Origin of the sequence: uncultured Marinobacter sp. (assembly GCF_947488835.1) — a bacterium.
Lineage (GTDB): Bacteria > Pseudomonadota > Gammaproteobacteria > Pseudomonadales > Oleiphilaceae > Marinobacter.
This window is the reverse complement of record NZ_CANLBK010000001.1, coordinates 1,187,824-1,204,200: the sequence shown is the minus strand read 5'-3', so window position 1 is coordinate 1,204,200 and position 16,377 is coordinate 1,187,824. Positions and strand designations below refer to the sequence as shown.

Annotated in this window: 19 protein-coding genes; 13 read left to right on the top strand and 6 right to left on the bottom strand. The window is 53.8% G+C overall.

Annotated features, from left to right (window positions below; translation table 11 throughout):
- Window positions 1–60: 60 nt before the first annotated feature.
- From lptB to Q0824_RS05545, 5 genes are read right to left on the bottom strand one after another with little or no spacing between them, the layout of a single operon-like run.
- A complete protein-coding gene (lptB, locus tag Q0824_RS05565) occupies window positions 61–786 on the bottom strand; it encodes an LPS export ABC transporter ATP-binding protein (protein ID WP_298448245.1) in 726 nt (241 codons plus the stop codon).
- 27 nt (window positions 787–813) lie between these two features.
- Complete coding sequence (gene lptA, locus Q0824_RS05560) at window positions 814–1,290, bottom strand: lipopolysaccharide transport periplasmic protein LptA (RefSeq protein ID WP_298449533.1); 477 nt, start codon at window positions 1,288–1,290, stop codon at window positions 814–816.
- 43 nt (window positions 1,291–1,333) lie between these two features.
- Window positions 1,334–1,954 carry an LPS export ABC transporter periplasmic protein LptC gene (gene lptC, locus Q0824_RS05555; protein WP_298448244.1) on the bottom strand — a complete coding sequence of 207 codons (621 nt, stop codon included), beginning with the start codon at window positions 1,952–1,954 and terminating at the stop codon, window positions 1,334–1,336.
- A 2-nt stretch (window positions 1,955–1,956) separates the two neighbouring features.
- Window positions 1,957–2,520, bottom strand: a complete 564-nt coding sequence (locus Q0824_RS05550; protein WP_298448242.1) for an HAD hydrolase family protein — start codon at window positions 2,518–2,520, stop codon at window positions 1,957–1,959.
- A 46-nt stretch (window positions 2,521–2,566) separates the two neighbouring features.
- Complete coding sequence (locus Q0824_RS05545; RefSeq protein WP_298448240.1) at window positions 2,567–3,547, bottom strand: KpsF/GutQ family sugar-phosphate isomerase; 981 nt, start codon at window positions 3,545–3,547, stop codon at window positions 2,567–2,569.
- Window positions 3,548–3,860: 313 nt separating this feature from the next.
- Here Q0824_RS05545 and Q0824_RS05540 point away from each other — a divergent pair, with 313 nt between their 5' ends.
- The 11 genes from Q0824_RS05540 to Q0824_RS05490 all read left to right on the top strand — a co-directional run bounded on the left by Q0824_RS05540 (window position 3,861) and on the right by Q0824_RS05490 (window position 12,463).
- Window positions 3,861–4,673 (top strand): ATP-binding cassette domain-containing protein, encoded by an 813-nt coding sequence (locus Q0824_RS05540; protein WP_298448239.1) that lies wholly within the window; start codon window positions 3,861–3,863, stop codon window positions 4,671–4,673.
- Window positions 4,670–5,452: a lipid asymmetry maintenance ABC transporter permease subunit MlaE gene (mlaE, locus tag Q0824_RS05535; protein ID WP_298448238.1), complete on the top strand. Its 783-nt coding sequence runs from the start codon at window positions 4,670–4,672 to the stop codon at window positions 5,450–5,452. Before Q0824_RS05540 ends, mlaE begins: the two co-directional genes overlap by 4 nt.
- 34 nt (window positions 5,453–5,486) lie before the next feature.
- Entirely contained in the window at window positions 5,487–5,936 is a 450-nt protein-coding gene (mlaD, locus tag Q0824_RS05530; protein ID WP_298448236.1) for an outer membrane lipid asymmetry maintenance protein MlaD, read from the top strand.
- An 85-nt stretch (window positions 5,937–6,021) separates the two neighbouring features.
- Window positions 6,022–6,636 (top strand): phospholipid-binding protein MlaC, encoded by a 615-nt coding sequence (locus Q0824_RS05525; RefSeq protein WP_298449531.1) that lies wholly within the window; start codon window positions 6,022–6,024, stop codon window positions 6,634–6,636.
- Complete coding sequence (locus Q0824_RS05520) at window positions 6,633–6,941, top strand: STAS domain-containing protein (protein WP_298448234.1); 309 nt, start codon at window positions 6,633–6,635, stop codon at window positions 6,939–6,941. The genes Q0824_RS05525 and Q0824_RS05520 overlap by 4 nt, the downstream gene beginning before the upstream one ends.
- A gap of 25 nt (window positions 6,942–6,966) precedes the next feature.
- Window positions 6,967–7,209 carry a BolA/IbaG family iron-sulfur metabolism protein gene (locus tag Q0824_RS05515; protein WP_298448233.1) on the top strand — a complete coding sequence of 81 codons (243 nt, stop codon included), beginning with the start codon at window positions 6,967–6,969 and terminating at the stop codon, window positions 7,207–7,209.
- A gap of 28 nt (window positions 7,210–7,237) precedes the next feature.
- A complete protein-coding gene (gene murA, locus Q0824_RS05510; RefSeq protein WP_298448232.1) occupies window positions 7,238–8,500 on the top strand; it encodes a UDP-N-acetylglucosamine 1-carboxyvinyltransferase in 1,263 nt (420 codons plus the stop codon).
- A 29-nt stretch (window positions 8,501–8,529) separates the two neighbouring features.
- Window positions 8,530–9,168, top strand: a complete 639-nt coding sequence (hisG, locus tag Q0824_RS05505; protein ID WP_298448230.1) for an ATP phosphoribosyltransferase — start codon at window positions 8,530–8,532, stop codon at window positions 9,166–9,168.
- Between the two features lie 26 nt (window positions 9,169–9,194).
- Entirely contained in the window at window positions 9,195–10,505 is a 1,311-nt protein-coding gene (hisD, locus tag Q0824_RS05500; RefSeq protein ID WP_298448228.1) for a histidinol dehydrogenase, read from the top strand.
- A complete protein-coding gene (gene hisC, locus Q0824_RS05495) occupies window positions 10,498–11,550 on the top strand; it encodes a histidinol-phosphate transaminase (protein WP_298448227.1) in 1,053 nt (350 codons plus the stop codon). The genes hisD and hisC overlap by 8 nt, the downstream gene beginning before the upstream one ends.
- A gap of 169 nt (window positions 11,551–11,719) precedes the next feature.
- Window positions 11,720–12,463 carry a Nif3-like dinuclear metal center hexameric protein gene (locus Q0824_RS05490; RefSeq protein WP_298448225.1) on the top strand — a complete coding sequence of 248 codons (744 nt, stop codon included), beginning with the start codon at window positions 11,720–11,722 and terminating at the stop codon, window positions 12,461–12,463.
- Window positions 12,464–12,499: 36 nt separating this feature from the next.
- On the opposite strand, the gene Q0824_RS05485 is transcribed toward Q0824_RS05490, so the two are convergent.
- Window positions 12,500–12,928 (bottom strand): YhcB family protein, encoded by a 429-nt coding sequence (locus Q0824_RS05485; RefSeq protein ID WP_298448223.1) that lies wholly within the window; start codon window positions 12,926–12,928, stop codon window positions 12,500–12,502.
- A gap of 194 nt (window positions 12,929–13,122) precedes the next feature.
- Here Q0824_RS05485 and zapE point away from each other — a divergent pair, with 194 nt between their 5' ends.
- Window positions 13,123–14,256: a cell division protein ZapE gene (gene zapE, locus Q0824_RS05480; protein WP_298448221.1), complete on the top strand. Its 1,134-nt coding sequence runs from the start codon at window positions 13,123–13,125 to the stop codon at window positions 14,254–14,256.
- 255 nt (window positions 14,257–14,511) lie between these two features.
- On the top strand, window positions 14,512–16,368 hold the full coding sequence (locus Q0824_RS05475; RefSeq protein WP_298448219.1) for a DUF1302 domain-containing protein: 1,857 nt from the start codon (window positions 14,512–14,514) through the stop codon (window positions 16,366–16,368).
- Window positions 16,369–16,377 lie beyond the last annotated feature (9 nt).

Sequence of the window (16,377 nt, the reverse complement as noted above, 5' to 3'; positions counted from 1 at the left end):
TTACTTGCTCCGGGTCGGCAACACAATCGAGCGGGCGCGCCGCCATGCTGAAAACAACGCTTACAGCCGGAACTCATTGCCAAGATAAACTTCCTTTACCTGCTGGTTGGCAAGGATGGTTTCGGCATTACCGGAAGCTATTATGTGCCCGCCGGAAACGATGTATGCGTTCTCGCAGATATCCAGAGTTTCGCGCACGTTGTGATCGGTGATCAGCACACCAATGCCCTTGTCCCTGAGGTGGCGAATAATCTGTTTGATATCGCTGACGGAAATGGGGTCTACGCCGGCAAAGGGTTCATCCAGCAGGATAAAGGCAGGCTCCATGGCCAGAGCGCGTGCTATTTCTACCCGACGTCGTTCGCCGCCGGAAAGGGCCATCCCCAGGCTGTCACGAATGTGAGTAATGTGGAACTCTTCCAGCAACTGTTCAACCTTGCTCAGGCGCTCGGCTCGGCTCAGACCTTTGCGGGTTTCAAGAATCGCCATGATGTTGTCCCGCACTGACAGCTTGCGGAATACAGACGCCTCCTGGGGCAGGTACCCAATGCCTTTGCGCGCCCGGCCATGCATGGGCAGGGGGGTGATGTCCTGACTGTCGATAGTGATACGGCCATTATCCGCGTTAACCAGCCCGACAATCATGTAGAAACAGGTAGTTTTGCCAGCTCCGTTGGGCCCGAGCAGGCCAACAATTTCGCCGCTGCGAATTTCCAGCGATACATCGATGACTACTTTTTTCTGCTTATAGCTTTTTGCCAGGTTACTCGCTCTGAGAACTGCCATCGGATTCCTGTCTACTGTAATCAGCTGTTATTGGGTGGAGTCTGTGCTGTTGCCTCGGGGCTGGATAACCATCTCGACCCGCCCAGGGCCAGCTCCGGTATCCTCGCCGCCTTCTGCCGTAACCACTCGTTGCTCAGTATCGTAGTGAATAATGTCGCCACGAAACACGTTGCCATTCTGCTCAATGACGGCTTCCCGTTCAAAGGTGAGCTGTTTGTCCGTGGCAGACCAGGTTATGTTTTTGGCTTGAGCATCCGTTTTACCGTCACCGCTGGTTACTGGCTGCTGATAGCGGGCAGGGGAACCACTGGCCTCGATGCGGTTCAGACCTTCGGCACTGCGGTAGAGAACCACACGCTCTGCGGACAGCCGGGTTTTTCCCTGAGTCAGCTCAACGGCACCTGTGTAGGTGGCAATGCCTTTGCCGTCGTCAAGGCGAGCGCTGTCGGCGCTCACGGTGATGGGCTGATCAGAATCAAGATCAAAGGCCATCGCTGAGTTCATAAGGCCTGCTGCCACGGCGGTGGTCAGAAGCCTGCGCAGGGCTTTATTTAACGGTTTCATAGCGTCCTTCTACCTGGGAGTTCAGTTCCAGAATGCGCTCGTCGATCCACGCTTTCATGCCTTTGGCCTGAGTGGTGCCAAGGGTGTCGGTGATTTTAACCGGGTCATCGGTATAAACCATGCCCTGTTTGTTATCCAGGGTGAGGCTTTCAGTATTAAGCGTTGCCTCCCGTTCCCCAATCGTTCGTACGACACGAACGTTTCCGGAAATATAAAGCAGGTCATCGTTCTGGCGCAGGGTGCCATTCTCGGCATTCAGAAGCCACGGGCCTTCTCCGGTTGCGCCAAACAGTTCGGCGCTGGGCGACTCCATAGCGGCAAGGTTGCCTTCTTCGAACTGTTCGATCCGCGGGCTGGTGAATACGATTTTGCGCTGCCCGTTCTCATCGTAAGAGGTGTAGCTGCCGTTAATAACGAATCCGTCAGGCTCTGATTCGCCGCGGAGCTGCCTGGCATCGCTGTAGCTGCTGAGTGGGGGCTCGTCGCCTTGCCATAGTAAAAAAGCAGTGGCTGCAATGGTTATTGCCAGCCCCAGCATGCGCAGCCGGGGCCTGTTTGCCAAGGCCAGTTTTGAGAGCAAGCTGCTTTTTGCGCTCTCCTCCATTGTTATGACTCCAGGTAAGGGGTCAGTGTGGCGTTCAAGTGCCCCCCGGCGGTCAGTAGCAGATCGCACAGCTCCCTTACGGCGCCGTGGCCTCCTGCAGCCTGGGTGCAGTAATCAGCATGCTCTTTTACCAGCCAGTACCCGTTGGGCACTGTTACACCAAAACCCGCATAACGGATGGCGGGTAAATCGGGCAGGTCGTCGCCCATGTAGGCGATAGCTTCTGGTTCTATGTTCAGCGTGCTGACTAACTCTTGAAGTGCGATCTTTTTGTCCTCACGACCTTGCATCAGGTGCGGGATTTTCAGATCGTGCATGCGTTTTTCAGTCAGTGGCGAAGTGCGCCCGGTAATGACGGCGACAGTGATTCCGGCAGTCATGAGCTGCTTCAGCCCCAGTCCATCCAGAATATTGAACCCTTTGAGTTCATCGCCGTTGGCACTGAAGTAGATTTTGCCATCACTCATGATGCCATCAACATCCAGGGCAATAAGCTTGATGCCAGCAGCCTTCCTCAGAAGGGATTCCGGCCAGAGCTTTTGCAGTGGGCTTTGCAGTTCTTTCATCATGATGCCTTGTGTGCTTGCTCTTAAATTCGTTTCTGAGCTGGCTTTAAATAACACCGGCGCGTAACAGGTCGTGCATATTGATGGCTCCGACCAGGGCGCCGTCAACATCAGTTACTGGCAGCGCACTGATCTTAAGGCCTTCCATCACGTTCAGCGCTTCTGCAGCAAGCTGGTCCGGCTGAATGGTTCTGCCGTTGCGTGTCATCACGTCCCGTATCGGGGTTGTGTGTACATCAATGGACTTGTCGAGGGTGCGGCGGAGGTCTCCGTCTGTGAAGATGCCGGTCATAGTGCCGCTAGCGTTTACCACCGTAGTCATGCCCAGCCCCTTCCGGGATATCTCCAGCAGGGCCCCGCTCAATGTGGTGTCTTCATCCACGATAGGGATGCGGTCACCAGTGTGCATGATGTCCGATACCCGTAGCAGGAGCTTGCGGCCCAGGCTGCCACCGGGATGGGAGAAAGCGAAGTCCTCTGCACTGAAGCCCCGGGCTTCCAGCAAGGCAACAGCCAGCGCATCGCCCATGACTAACGTGGCGGTGGTGCTGGAGGTGGGCGCCAGGCCAAGTGGGCAAGCCTCTGTTTCAACACTGACATCCAGATTCGCCACTGCTTCTTTTGCCAAAGTGGATGTTGGGTTGCCAGTCATGCTGATTAACGGAGCGCCCATGCGTTTGATCAGTGGCAAAATGGTAACTACTTCGCTGGTATTGCCGCTGTTCGAAATAGCAATAACCACGTCCTGACTGGTAATCATACCCATGTCACCGTGGCTGGCCTCCCCGGGATGAACAAAGAACGAAGGTGTTCCGGTGCTTGCCAGTGTGGCTGCAATCTTATGACCTATGTGGCCCGATTTTCCCATACCGGTCACTACAACCCGGCCTTTGCAGGCCATGATGACTTCGCAGGCACGTTTAAAATGATCATCAATGCGGTGTTCAAGGGCGCTGATGGCATCCCGCTCAATGCGTATAGCCTGGAGTGCGGGAGTGCGGAAATCGTATGTTCTCTTTTCAGTCATCGGGCGAAAAACCTGCTTTTTCGTTAGCACCGTATGTATGTAAAAACCCGGTGCTATCTATGTGAAAATAGAAGGGTGCGATCAGATTAGCGGAGTATAACATTTCCCGCGAGCAGAGCAGTCTGGTTACCGCAAGTTAAACCGGGCGGTCAGTAAAATTGATCATTGCTATCAATTCATTTTGGGAAGCATTGATTGAGCTTGAGGGCTCCTTGGCATAATGTAGCCGCTCCCTGCAGCCATAACCGTTATGTGTTGAGAGCTTAAGGCTGCAGGGTGAAGGCTAAAAGCGATGGGCTGAAAGGTAAGGAATATGGGGTTGGACTCGTACATTACATTGAAGGACGTTGTGTTTTCACGTTCTGACCGCCGTATTTTTAGCGGTGTGACTTTGGACATTCCCCGCGGGAAGATTACCGCCATTATGGGGCCAAGTGGCACAGGTAAAACCACGTTGCTGCGCTTGATTGGCGGCCAGCTTCGGCCTGACTCTGGCAATATCATTGTCGACGGGCAGTCGATTCCTGAACTTCGCCGTAAAGAGCTTTATACGTTTCGGGAGAAAATGGGCATGCTGTTTCAGAGCGGTGCTCTATTTACGGACTTGAGCGTGTTCGAGAACGTGGCCTTCCCGATGCGAGTGCACACCAAGCTACCGGAAGACATGATTAACGACATAGTATTAATGAAGCTGGAAGCGGTTGGGCTACGAGGCGCGCGGAACCTCATGCCTTCGGAATTGTCTGGAGGTATGAATCGGCGCGTGGCTTTGGCGCGCAGCATTGCTCTGGATCCTGAGCTGATTATGTACGACGAGCCTTTTGCCGGTCAGGATCCTATTGGTATGGGCGTGCTGGTGAAGCTGATTCGTGATCTCAATAGCTCCATGGGCTTAACCAGTGTTCTGGTTTCACACGACGTTCAGGAATCTCTGAGTATTTGTCATTACGCCTGCATTATTGCTGATGGGAAAGTAATTGGCGCCGGTTCTCCCGAGGAGTTGAAAAATCACCCTTCTGAACAGGTGCAGCAGTTTTTGCACGGCCATCCGGATGGGCCTGTGCCCTTTCATTATCCTTCTGCGGCTGCGGCCGAAGATTTTGGGGTTGCGGGAGGTGTGTCTTGATCGACAGAATCGCTTCCCTCGGGCGTAGCGGGGCAGATGTTGTAATATCCATCGGGCGTGCAGGCCGGTTTTTGGCTGGGGTGTTGTCAGGCGTACCGCGCCCGGTAACCGGTTTCCCTCTGTTAATGAAACAGCTGTACTCCGTTGGTGTGCTGTCGCTGGCAATCATTGTAGTGTCCGGATTGTTTATCGGCATGGTGCTGGGGCTGCAGGGTTACACCATACTCAGTGATTTTGGGTCTGAGGCTGCTATCGGCCAAATGATCGCGCTTACCCTGGTGCGGGAGCTTGGGCCGGTGGTAACAGCGTTACTGTTCGCCGGGCGGGCAGGTTCGGCGTTAACCGCTGAAATCGGATTGATGAAAGCAACCGAACAACTTTCCAGCATGGAAATGATGGGGGTAGATCCCTTGCGTCGCGTAATTGCCCCCAGGCTCTGGGCTGGTTTTATCGCCATGCCGATACTGGCCATTATTTTCTCCATGGTGGGTATCTGGGGGGGCATGCTGGTGGGCGTGGAATGGCTTGGTGTTTTTGAAGGTTCATATTGGGGCAACATGCAGGCTTCGGTGGACTTTTGGGACGACGTCGTGAATGGCATTATCAAAAGCGTCGTGTTCGGTTTTGTGTGTGCCTGGATTGCGGTTTACCAAGGTTATGATTGTGTGCCCACATCGGCAGGCATCAGCTCGGCTACCACCAAAACTGTGGTGTATTCCTCGCTGGCTGTCTTGGGGCTGGATTTTGTGCTGACTGCCGTAATGTTCGGCAACTTCTGATCAACGATTGACGAGATAACACCGGGAGCCGGTAATGATACAAAGAACAACGGACATCACAGTTGGCCTGTTTATGTTGGCAGGTTTGGCAGCGCTGCTGTTTCTGGCACTTCAGGTAAGCGGATTGTCCCCGAAATCGGCGAAAAGCACCTATACCATTTACGCGGACTTCAACGACACCGGCGGGATTACCCCCCGGGGCAGGGTGTCCATGGCGGGTGTAACGGTGGGCAGTATCGATTCGATTACCCTGAACAAGGAAACCTTCCAGGCGCGGGTGGCTATGTCCATTCATGGGGATGTTGACAATATTCCGGCAGACAGCGCAGCAGTAATACGCACATCCGGACTGCTGGGTGAGCAGTATATTGATATATCCATAGGCGGCGAAATGGATTCGCTCCAGCCGGGTGATACCTTTTATTCCACCCAGTCGGCGATGAATATCGAGCGGCTGATCAGCAATTTTGCGTCTGGCAAATAAGCCAGTCGAGCGACAGAACAGGAGAAGCGAGATGACTGTTTTAATACAGCACGTAACACAGCGATTTTTTCTCGCCGTCACACTGATGGCGTTTTGCGTGGCATCGGTGCAGGCCGGCCCGGAAGACGATTTACAACAGTACGTCGATGAAAACACGCAGCGATTGGTGAACAAGCTCAATGAAGAGCGTGGCCTCTATGAAAGCGATCCGGAAGCTTTTTACCAGAACATGGAGGATGAACTGGAAGGCTTCGTGGATTTTCGCCGGATTGCCGCCCGTGTAATGGGGCGCTATGCGCGCCAGGCAACGCCTGAGCAGCGGAACGAGTTTGTGGTCAAGTTCAAACGCAGCCTTTTTGATAGCTACGCGCAGGCGCTGATGAGCGCAGACAATTTCGAAATCAAGGTGCGGGGCGCTACAATTAACCCCGGTGACGACAACCGGGCGTCGGTAGCCATGGAAGTCATTACTACGTCTGGAAACCGTCATTCAGTTACCTATTCCATGTACCGCAAGGATGAAGGCAGCAACTGGATGATGGAAAACGTCATCGTTGAAGGGGTTAACATTGGTCTTTCCTTCCGGGACCGCTTTACCCAGGAAATGGAAGCCAATCGCGGACAGGTTGAAGTGGTTATCGACGGCTGGAGTGATGCCGTCAAATCCCTCAACCTGGAAGATGAAGTGAACAAATCATGAGCACCGAAGCACCGGGTGTTCAGCTGGAGGCAGGCGTACTGTTTGTCTCCGGCGCGATTGATGCCCACAATGTTGCTCCCCTGCGGGCTGAAGGTGAGCGGCTTATCACTGCTGCCGGAAATGGCGTGGTAGTAGATCTTTCGGGCTTATCCACCACTCACAGCGTTATTCTCTCCATGCTGCTATGTTGGAGTCGGCTGGCGGAAAAGCAGGGGGTTGTATTGTCTTTTGCCGGTGCCCCTGATCGTCTCGTTTCTCTTGCCGCTTTGAGCAGCCTTGCAGATTGGTTACAATCCCGCCCCTGATTTCATAAATATCTGAGGATTTACTATGGACGCCACCGAAGTCACCCAGTTGGTCGAGGAAGCACTGCCTGGATGTGAGGTGCAGGTACAGATCGACGGTAACCATTATATGGTGGTCGTTATAGGTGACGTTTTTGAAGGCCTGTCGAGCATCAAGCGGCAGCAGCTGATCAACAAAGCGCTATTCCAGCAAATCATGGATGGCACTATTCACGCCCTTCACCCGAAACCCTTTACCCCGGCTGAATGGGCTGCGCGTCAGGGCTGAGCCTCTCGCACACAACAGGATTACTATTGTGGACAAACTTCTAATCCGAGGCCGCAAGCCTCTGGACGGCGAGATCCGGATTTCCGGCGCCAAAAACGCAGCGCTTCCTATTCTTGCGGCAACCCTGCTGGCAGACGAACCGGTTACCGTTGGCAATCTGCCGCACCTGCACGACGTGACCACCATGATCGAGCTGCTGGGCCGCATGGGTGTGGATTTGATGATTGATGAGAAAATGAGCGTGGAAATTCACGCCAACACCATCAAGCATTTCCACGCGCCTTACGAGCTTGTTAAAACCATGCGCGCCTCCATTTTGGTGCTGGGGCCGCTGGTCGCACACTTTGGTGAGGCGGAAGTCTCTCTGCCAGGCGGTTGTGCCATTGGTAGCCGCCCGGTAAACCTGCATATTCAGGGTCTTGAACAAATGGGCGCGGATATCACCGTGGAAAACGGTTATATCAAGGCAAAAACCAATGGCCGCTTGAAAGGCGCGCACATTTTCATGGACGTGGTGACGGTAACCGGCACCGAAAACCTGTTGATGGCTGCAACCCTAGCGGATGGCAAAACCATCCTCGAAAACGCAGCTCGTGAGCCCGAGGTAGTAGACCTTGCCGAGTGCCTCATTGCCATGGGTGCGAAGATCACCGGGCACGGCACCTCAACCATTGAAATTGAAGGTGTTGAGCGCCTGCATGGTTGTCACTACAACGTACTGCCTGACCGTATCGAAACCGGAACCTACCTGGTGGCAGCAGCAGCGACTGGCGGCCGGGTAAAACTGAAAGATACCCGCGCAGATTTGCTGGATGCAGTGCTGCTCAAACTGGAAGAGGCAGGGGCCCATATCACCTCCGGCCCTGACTGGATCGAGCTGGACATGAAAGGTAAGCGCCCGAAGGCGGTTAACATCCGCACAGCACCTTACCCGGCGTTTCCCACGGATATGCAGGCACAGTTTGCGGCCATGAACGCGGTAGCAGAAGGCACAGGTACCATCATCGAGACGGTGTTCGAGAATCGCTTCATGCACCTTCAGGAACTGACCCGCATGGGTGCTGACATCACCCTGGAAGGCAATGCCGCGATTATCAAAGGTGTTGACCACCTGACGGGTGCTCCGGTTATGGCAACGGACTTGCGAGCGTCTGCCAGCTTGGTTATTGCAGGCTTGATGGCAGATGGAGATACGATTATTGATCGTATTTACCATATTGATCGCGGGTACGAGTGCATTGAAGAGAAGCTGCAGCTGCTTGGTGGAAGTATCCGCCGCTTGCCAGCGTGACAGACACAAACGGGAAACCGGAAGGACGCATGACAGATTCCATCACCATCGCCTTGTCGAAGGGGCGAATCCTGGAAGAGACCCTGCCACTGCTGGCGGAAGCCGGAATTGAGCTGATCGACGATATCAAGAAATCCCGTAAGCTGGTGTTCCCCACCTCGGACCCGAATGTGCGCGTGCTCATTCTCCGCGCCACCGACGTACCTACATACGTGCAGTACGGTGGTGCTGATTTGGGTGTGACGGGTAAGGATGTGTTGATGGAGCACGGCGGGGAAGGGCTGTACGAGCCTCTGGATTTGAATATTGCTCGTTGCCGGTTGATGACCGCCGGCCCCGTAGGTGAAACACCCCCCACTGGGCGTATTCGTGTAGCCACCAAGTTCGTCAACATGGCTCGCCGGTACTATGCAGCGCAGGGCCGGCAGGCCGACTTCATCAAGCTATATGGTGCAATGGAGCTGGCGCCGATTCTCGGGTTAGCGGACGAGATTGTTGATATCGTAGATACCGGCAATACCTTGAAGGCCAATGGCCTTGAAGCCCGAGAGCTGATTGACCATATCAGCACCAGGCTGGTGGTTAATCGTGCTTCCATGAAGATGAAGCACCAGCAAATTAACCACATTATTGAGAAAATGGCGGCGGCTGTGGATAGGCGCCGGTAGAAACAATCCAAAGCAGGATTTGAGAAATGACCGTTAGCATCAAACGATTGAACGCCTCCCAAGTGGATTTTGATAGCCAGCTGGCTACGCTGCTGGCTTGGGATGACAGTGTTGATCATCATGTGAACGAGTCAGTACGTCATATCCTGCATCAAGTAAAAACTCGTGGTGACCAAGCGGTTCTGGAGTTCACGGAGAAGTTTGACCGTTTGACAGTCGGCAGTGTTGCAGAACTGGAAATGAGCCAGAGCCGCTTGCAGCAGGCTTTGGAAGCTATTCCTCAGGAGCAGCGAGTGGCACTGCAGCAAGCTGCAGACCGGGTGCGGGATTACCACGAACGTCAGGAGCAGAAATCCTGGCAGTATCAGGACGAAGACGGCACTGTTCTGGGCCAGAAAGTAACGCCTCTGGATCGCGCGGGCCTTTACGTGCCGGGGGGCAAGGCGGCTTACCCATCGTCTGTATTGATGAACGCCATTCCTGCAAAGGTGGCTGGTGTGGGCGAAGTCATTATGGTTGTCCCTACTCCGGATGGCGTAGTGAACGACTTGGTACTGGCCGCTGCGGCCATCGCAGGTGTTGATCGTGTATTTACGGTAGGCGGTGCGCAAGCTGTTGGTGCTCTTGCTTACGGCACAGAAACCATACCGGCAGTAGATAAAATCGTAGGCCCCGGCAACATCTATGTAGCCACCGCTAAGCGGGAAGTCTTCGGCACGGTTGGTATAGATATGATCGCCGGCCCTTCGGAAATCCTTGTAATCTGCGATGGCAAAACCAATCCCGACTGGATCGCCATGGATTTGTTCTCCCAGGCGGAGCACGACGAACAAGCCCAGTCCATATTGATCAGCCCCGATGCAGAATTCCTCGATGCTGTAGAAACCAGCATCAATAAACTGCTCCCCACCATGGAACGTGCCGATATCATCCGCACCTCCATGACTGATCGCGCAGCGCTGATTCACGTTGCAGACCTGAGCGAAGCCGCAAAAGTCTCTAACCGCATAGCTCCTGAACATTTGGAGCTATCCGTAGAAAACCCGGAAGCCCTGGTGGAAGAAATCCGCCACGCCGGCGCCATCTTTATGGGTCGGTATACCGCCGAAGCATTGGGCGATTACTGCGCTGGGCCAAACCACGTGCTGCCCACCAGCGGAACAGCCCGGTTCTCATCCCCGCTGGGCGTTTACGATTTCCAGAAGCGTTCTTCCATCATCGGTTTCAGCGCCAAAGGTGCTGATCGTATGGGCCGGGTTGCTTCCGTGTTGGCAAGGGGAGAAGGGCTAACGGCCCACGCACGTTCAGCTGAGTACAGGATTAAAAACGATGAGTAAATTCTGGAGCCCTCTGGTCGAAAGCCTGGTTCCCTATGTACCAGGCGAACAGCCCAAAATGGCCAACCTGGTAAAACTGAACACCAACGAAAACCCTTTCGGCCCCTCGCCAAAGGTAATCGAAGCCATCCAGGCAGAACTTAACGACAGCCTGCGCCTCTACCCGGATCCGGAAGGCTCAAGCCTGCGCCAGACCATTGCCACCTACCACAGCGTAAAACCCGAACAAGTGTTTTTGGGTAATGGCTCCGACGAAGTTCTGGCTCACATATTCTGCGCCCTGTTCCAACACGGCCAACCCGTGCTGTTTCCGGATGTAACCTACAGCTTTTACCCGGTGTATTGCGGCCTTTATAACATCGAAGGCAAAGCAGTACCCCTCACCGACAGCTTCGAAATCAACCCTGAAGACTACAAACAGCCAAACGGTGGAGTCATCTTCCCCAACCCTAACGCGCCCACCGGCCGTTACCTTGGGATTGAGCATGTAGAGGCAATCCTTCAGGCAAACACCGAGCGTGTTGTTGTAGTCGACGAAGCTTATGTAGACTTTGGCGGCGAATCTGCCGTCAAACTAGTGGGTCAGTATCCCAACCTGCTGGTTTGCCAAACCCTTTCCAAAGCCCGTTCCTTGGCTGGCTTGCGGGTCGGCTTCGCCCTCGGTCACCCGGATCTGATTGAGGCGCTAAACCGCGTTAAAGACAGCTTCAACAGCTACCCGCTGGACAGGCTTGCACAGGCAGGTGCAAAAGCTGCGTACGAAGATGAGGCCTGGTTCCAAAAGTCGTGCAAGGGTGTGATTTCAGAGCGGGAGCGTGTTACTAAGACCCTGGAAGGATTGAACTTTGAAGTCTTGCCGTCTAAGGCCAACTTTGTTTTTGCCCGCCACAAAGAGAAATCGGGTGATAGCTTGTCTAAGGCTCTAAGGGAGCAAGGCATTATAGTTCGTCACTTCAATAAGCCAAGAATCAGCGAGTTTTTGCGGATCACCATCGGTACTCCAGAACAAAATGACGCACTAATTACCGGCCTTAAATCTCTGTAAACCACTGAAGTCTAATCGAGGTTGGCAGGGAGAGAGGGGGTTCCGGGAATGTCGTAGGCCAAGGACGGCCGAAGACAAGCGCACATGGATGTGCTCGTAGCGGTTCCCGGAACCCCCTCTCTTCCTGTCAGCCGATAACACCCAAGTCTAAGGCAAAAGAGGATAAAGCATGGCAACCCGTGACAGTATTCTCGCTAAACTCAATGAGTGGCTAAAGCCGGGCGAATTCCAGGACTACTGCCCAAACGGCCTGCAAGTCGAAGGCAAAAGTGAGATCAAAACCATCGTCACCGGCGTAACCGCCTCCAGAGATCTCATAGAAGCCGCCATAGCCGCCAATGCCGATATGATGATCGTTCATCACGGCTACTTCTGGAAAGGTGAGGATCAAAGCATCCGGGGCATGAAGCGTGAACGCCTGAAGCGCCTGCTGGATAACGACATCAACCTGCTGGCCTACCACCTCCCATTGGACGACCATCCGGAATACGGCAACAACCGACAGTTGGCGGATATCCTCGGTATTGAAAACCCAAGGCCGTTAAACGGTCTGGTCTGGGAAGGTGAGCTAAATGAGCCAATGAGCCCGGAAAAGTTCAGCCAGCACATCGCAAGAGCGCTACACCGGGACCCCCTGCGAGTCGGTAACGGCAAAGCAGAAATCAAACGGGTAGGGTGGTGTACAGGCGCTGCGCAAGGATTCATCAACACAGCAATTGATGCAGGCCTCGATGCTTACATCAGTGGTGAAATCTCCGAGCCGACTACGCACACGGCCCGGGAGTGTGGGATTCACTATTACGCCGCCGGCCACCACGCAACAGAGAGATATGGTGTCAAAGCACTGGGAGCGGCGCTAGAAAAAGAGTTCGGGATCAAGCACCGCTTCATTGATTGCGATAATCCGGTATAACGATACGGAGCAAACTATTAGCGGCAGCAGGCGAAATCAGGCCTCTGCCGACTTGTCACCCTTCTTGAGTCCAAAGTCTTCAGACAAAGTGCCAGAAGTCTTTGGCGCATAGTCCCTGGGGGGCTCAGCACCATCTTCGCTGACCTCTTCCAGGCGCTTGCGAGACGTTTCCTCTGCCAGTTCAGCCATCCACTCCTCATCGTTACACAAACGATTCGCACCACGAGCCATGTGCTGGTTTACGTCTCGATACGCATCATTAAAACGGCGTAGCAGGTGGGCTGACTCCATAAAATGCTCATTTACCTGGGCCTGGTAGCGGGTGTACTCATTACGCACCTCCTCGGCCTGCTGCTCGGCACGGCGCTGCCGCAGCGTGGAGCCTTGTCCTGAGCGGCCAAAAATCGCTCCGATGACAATGCCAACAATTAATGCGGCAATCGCTGCCAGAATCAGGTTTGTCATATGCTATCTCGTCCTGTTGCCTTAAAAATGAGCAAATCCATATCGGTCAGTATAACGCTCGTAGCGTCATCAGCCCATGCCTGAATACTGCGCCAATCGTCGTATTGCCCGGTGGGTCTTCAGCATGGCGAAAAAAACGTATATACGCGATAATACGCCGCCCAAAATCAACGATCTGACCCCGGGATTTCCTGATGACAGCTTCTTCGCCTTCTATCGCCACCGCAAACCAGACACCCTGGCAGCGTTACCAAGCGGATCTTGAGCGCCCGGAGTTTCATAAGGACGCGGCACAGGCTGATGCTGTTCAGCGCCTACAGACACTCTACGATAAACTGGTGGACGCGGAAAGCGAACGCGGTAAAGCGGTCACCAAATTGCGGCGCAAGTTGAAAAAAGGCCGGGAAGAACCCGTTAAGGGTCTGTATTTCTGGGGTGGTGTCGGCCGTGGCAAAACCTATCTCATGGACACCTTTTTCGAGTCGCTGCCGTTCAAGCGTAAAATGCGCGTGCATTTTCACCGGTTTATGCAGCGGGTTCATCAAGAGCTGAAAAACGTTAAGGGCGAAAAGAACCCGCTGGATCTGGTGGCAAAGAAATTTGCCAATGAAACTCGGGTGATCTGCTTCGATGAGTTTTTTGTTTCTGATATTGGCGATGCAATGATCCTGGCAACCTTAATGGAAGGCTTGTTCAAGCGGGGCGTTACCTTGGTATGCACGTCCAACATTGTCCCTGACGGGCTCTATAAGGATGGTTTGCAGCGGGCTCGTTTTCTGCCGGCTATTGCATTGGTAAATAAATACACCGATGTAGTGAACGTCGACGGCGGCATTGATTACCGGCTGCGAACCCTGGAACAAGCTGAGCTCTTCTACTCTCCGCTGGGTGAAGAGGCGGATGCGAGTTTGCGTAAAAGCTTTGATGCGCTGGCGGTAGAAGCGGGCAAGCACAGTAAGTCCATGGAGATCAACGGCCGCAAGATTCCTGCGCAGGCCCATGCCGACGATGTGGTCTGGTTTGATTTCAAAGATGTCTGCGACGGCCCGCGTAGCCAGAATGATTACATTGAAATGGCGCGCCAGTTTCACGCCATCATCGTCAGCAATGTGCCCGTGCTCGGGGGTGAGAAAGACGACCAATCCCGACGCTTCGTGAACATGATCGACGAGTTTTACGACCGCAACGTGAAGGTCATCATTTCTGCGGCGGCCCCCATTACCGAGCTTTATTCCGGCGGCCGGTTGAGCTTCGAGTTTGAGCGAACGGAATCCCGTCTTCTGGAAATGCAGTCGCAGGAATATCTCGAAGCGCCCCATAAGCCTTAAATCAGCAAAAATCCATCAAAAGCAAAGTGGTTGCATCTACAAATGTTGTCTATAGTGAAGGCGTGCGAGTAAACCCGGCGCCGATCGGGGCGGTGAGCAGTTAGTGAGAGCAAAATCATACTTTTGACTGATCAAAGCAGTGGACAGCGTTAGCTATAGTGCTTACATCACGAGCACTGTGCATGAAGCCTCCAATACATCGTGAATACCAATAATCAGAGCAGCGACTCAGAACAACAATGGAGTAGCCTTCCAATGACAAGAAAAACACACCAATGGCAGCGTTGGACAAAATTACCGCTTGCCGTGGCAGTTGCAGCGGGCCTTTCGGGCCAGGCATCTGCTTATTCTTTCTATGTTGGGGATGTGGAAGCCCAGATTAACACCACGCTATCAGCGGGTGTCGGTTGGCGTACCCAGGATCGGGACGCGCGCTTGATCGCCCAGGGTAACCTTGGCCCGAGTTACGCCCCCGGTGGCACTAACGCAAATATTGGTGCATCAACGAACAACTACGATGATGGCAACCTCAACTTTGAAAAGGGTGACACCTACTCCAAGATCGTCAAAGGCAACACTGAACTGTTCCTTGATTACGCGGTTGATAGCCAGTACCTGACCCGTGTCGGTGGTTTGGCCCGTGTTCGCTACTGGTATGACTTCGAATTGAAAGATGAGGGGCGTGCGACGGACTATGTTGGTCAGCGGCGTGAGCTCAATGATTCAGCTAAAGGCAATGCATCGGGCGGAGAGCTTCTCGACGCTTACGTGTTTACCAACTGGTACCTGGGCGACGTGCCCCTGAGTGTGCGCTACGGCAAGCAGGTAGTGAGCTGGGGTGAGAGCACCTTTATCCAGGGTGGCATAAACGCCATTAACCCCATTGACGTGCCCGCATTTCGTGCGCCTGGCTCCGAGCTGAAAGACGCTCTTCTGCCTGTTGAAATGCTTTACATGTCAGCCGGTGTCACGGAGAACATCACTCTTGAGGCATTCGTGCAGACAGATTGGGCACCCGTTCGTGCGGATGACTGTGGAACATTCTTCTCCACCAACGATTTTACCTCTGACGGCTGTGGCCCCGTGCTACTCGCAGGCCAGCTGCCCGATTCCCAGGCATACGCTCAGGGCTTTATCGCGCCGCGCTTAGGTGATGAAGAAGCAGATTCTAAGGATCAGTTCGGTGTTGCGATGCGTTGGTATGTGCCGGCGTTGAACGACTCTGAGCTTGGCTTTTACTACATCAAGTACAACAGCCGCCTGCCGTACGTGAGCGGAACAGTAAACGATGGCAATAGTCCTTTCCCGTCGTACTATGTTGAGTACCCGGAAAACATTAACCTGTACGGTATCAGTATCAACACCAACACCCCGGGTGGCTGGTCGCTTGGAGCTGAATACTCCTACCGCGATAATATGCCGCTGCAATGGAACGCGTTTGAGCTGATCTACGCAGGCTTGCAGAAGCGTGGCCCGAAGGGAGAGGTTCTCGGCAAGCTGGAAGATCAGCGTCGGGAAGAACTGGGGACGCTTACTCCAGGCATGAAGGTATCCGGTAATGACCGCTTTGGCGTATCTCAGGCACAGTTCACACTGATCAAGTTCTTTGATCAAATTATGGGTGCTAGCCGTATGTCGTTGATTGCTGAGTTCGGTGCTACTTATGTGCACGACCTCCCAAGCTATGATGAGGCAAGATACGGCCGTTCCGGCACCTTCGGTATTGGAACGCTGCCCCTGTCCGGTGGTGACCTTTGTAAAGGTGAAGGCGGAGCTGCTGAAAACATCAACACCAACTACTGTAATAATGACGGATTCACTACCGACTTCTCCTGGGGCTATCGCTCCCGCTTGGTATGGAGCTACCCCAACGTCTTTGCAGGCATCAACCTGTCACCACAGTTGGCGTGGAGCCATGATGTGAAGGGCTATGCTCCTTCTCCTGGCGGCAACTTCAACGAAGGCAACAAGGCTATTGGCTTGTCTGTTGAGGCTGTGTACCAGAACAAGATTACCGGTGAAATCGGTTACACAAACTTTTTCGGTGGCAAGCCGTATAACGAGTTGACTGATCGGGATTTCGTGAGTGCCAGCGTTTCCTACTCATTCTGAACCGTCAAA

Bases quoted from the DNA above. Each gene is read 5' to 3' on its own strand.
- lptC (WP_298448244.1), bottom strand. From the start codon at position 1,954: ATGGAGGAGAGCGCAAAAAGCAGCTTGCTCTCAAAACTGGCCTTGGCA.
- Q0824_RS05545 (WP_298448240.1), bottom strand. From the start codon at position 3,547: ATGACTGAAAAGAGAACATACGATTTCCGCACTCCCGCACTCCAGGCT.
- Q0824_RS05475 (WP_298448219.1), top strand. From the start codon at position 14,512: ATGACAAGAAAAACACACCAATGGCAGCGTTGGACAAAATTACCGCTT.
- lptA (WP_298449533.1), bottom strand. From the start codon at position 1,290: ATGAACTCAGCGATGGCCTTTGATCTTGATTCTGATCAGCCCATCACC.
- Q0824_RS05550 (WP_298448242.1), bottom strand. From the start codon at position 2,520: ATGAAAGAACTGCAAAGCCCACTGCAAAAGCTCTGGCCGGAATCCCTT.
- lptB (WP_298448245.1), bottom strand. From the start codon at position 786: ATGGCAGTTCTCAGAGCGAGTAACCTGGCAAAAAGCTATAAGCAGAAA.
- hisG (WP_298448230.1), top strand. From the start codon at position 8,530: ATGACAGATTCCATCACCATCGCCTTGTCGAAGGGGCGAATCCTGGAA.
- Q0824_RS05520 (WP_298448234.1), top strand. From the start codon at position 6,633: ATGAGCACCGAAGCACCGGGTGTTCAGCTGGAGGCAGGCGTACTGTTT.
- hisC (WP_298448227.1), top strand. From the start codon at position 10,498: ATGAGTAAATTCTGGAGCCCTCTGGTCGAAAGCCTGGTTCCCTATGTA.
- Q0824_RS05525 (WP_298449531.1), top strand. From the start codon at position 6,022: ATGGCGTTTTGCGTGGCATCGGTGCAGGCCGGCCCGGAAGACGATTTA.
- Q0824_RS05515 (WP_298448233.1), top strand. From the start codon at position 6,967: ATGGACGCCACCGAAGTCACCCAGTTGGTCGAGGAAGCACTGCCTGGA.
- mlaD (WP_298448236.1), top strand. From the start codon at position 5,487: ATGATACAAAGAACAACGGACATCACAGTTGGCCTGTTTATGTTGGCA.
- Q0824_RS05490 (WP_298448225.1), top strand. From the start codon at position 11,720: ATGGCAACCCGTGACAGTATTCTCGCTAAACTCAATGAGTGGCTAAAG.
- Q0824_RS05485 (WP_298448223.1), bottom strand. From the start codon at position 12,928: ATGACAAACCTGATTCTGGCAGCGATTGCCGCATTAATTGTTGGCATT.
- Q0824_RS05540 (WP_298448239.1), top strand. From the start codon at position 3,861: ATGGGGTTGGACTCGTACATTACATTGAAGGACGTTGTGTTTTCACGT.
- zapE (WP_298448221.1), top strand. From the start codon at position 13,123: ATGACAGCTTCTTCGCCTTCTATCGCCACCGCAAACCAGACACCCTGG.
- hisD (WP_298448228.1), top strand. From the start codon at position 9,195: ATGACCGTTAGCATCAAACGATTGAACGCCTCCCAAGTGGATTTTGAT.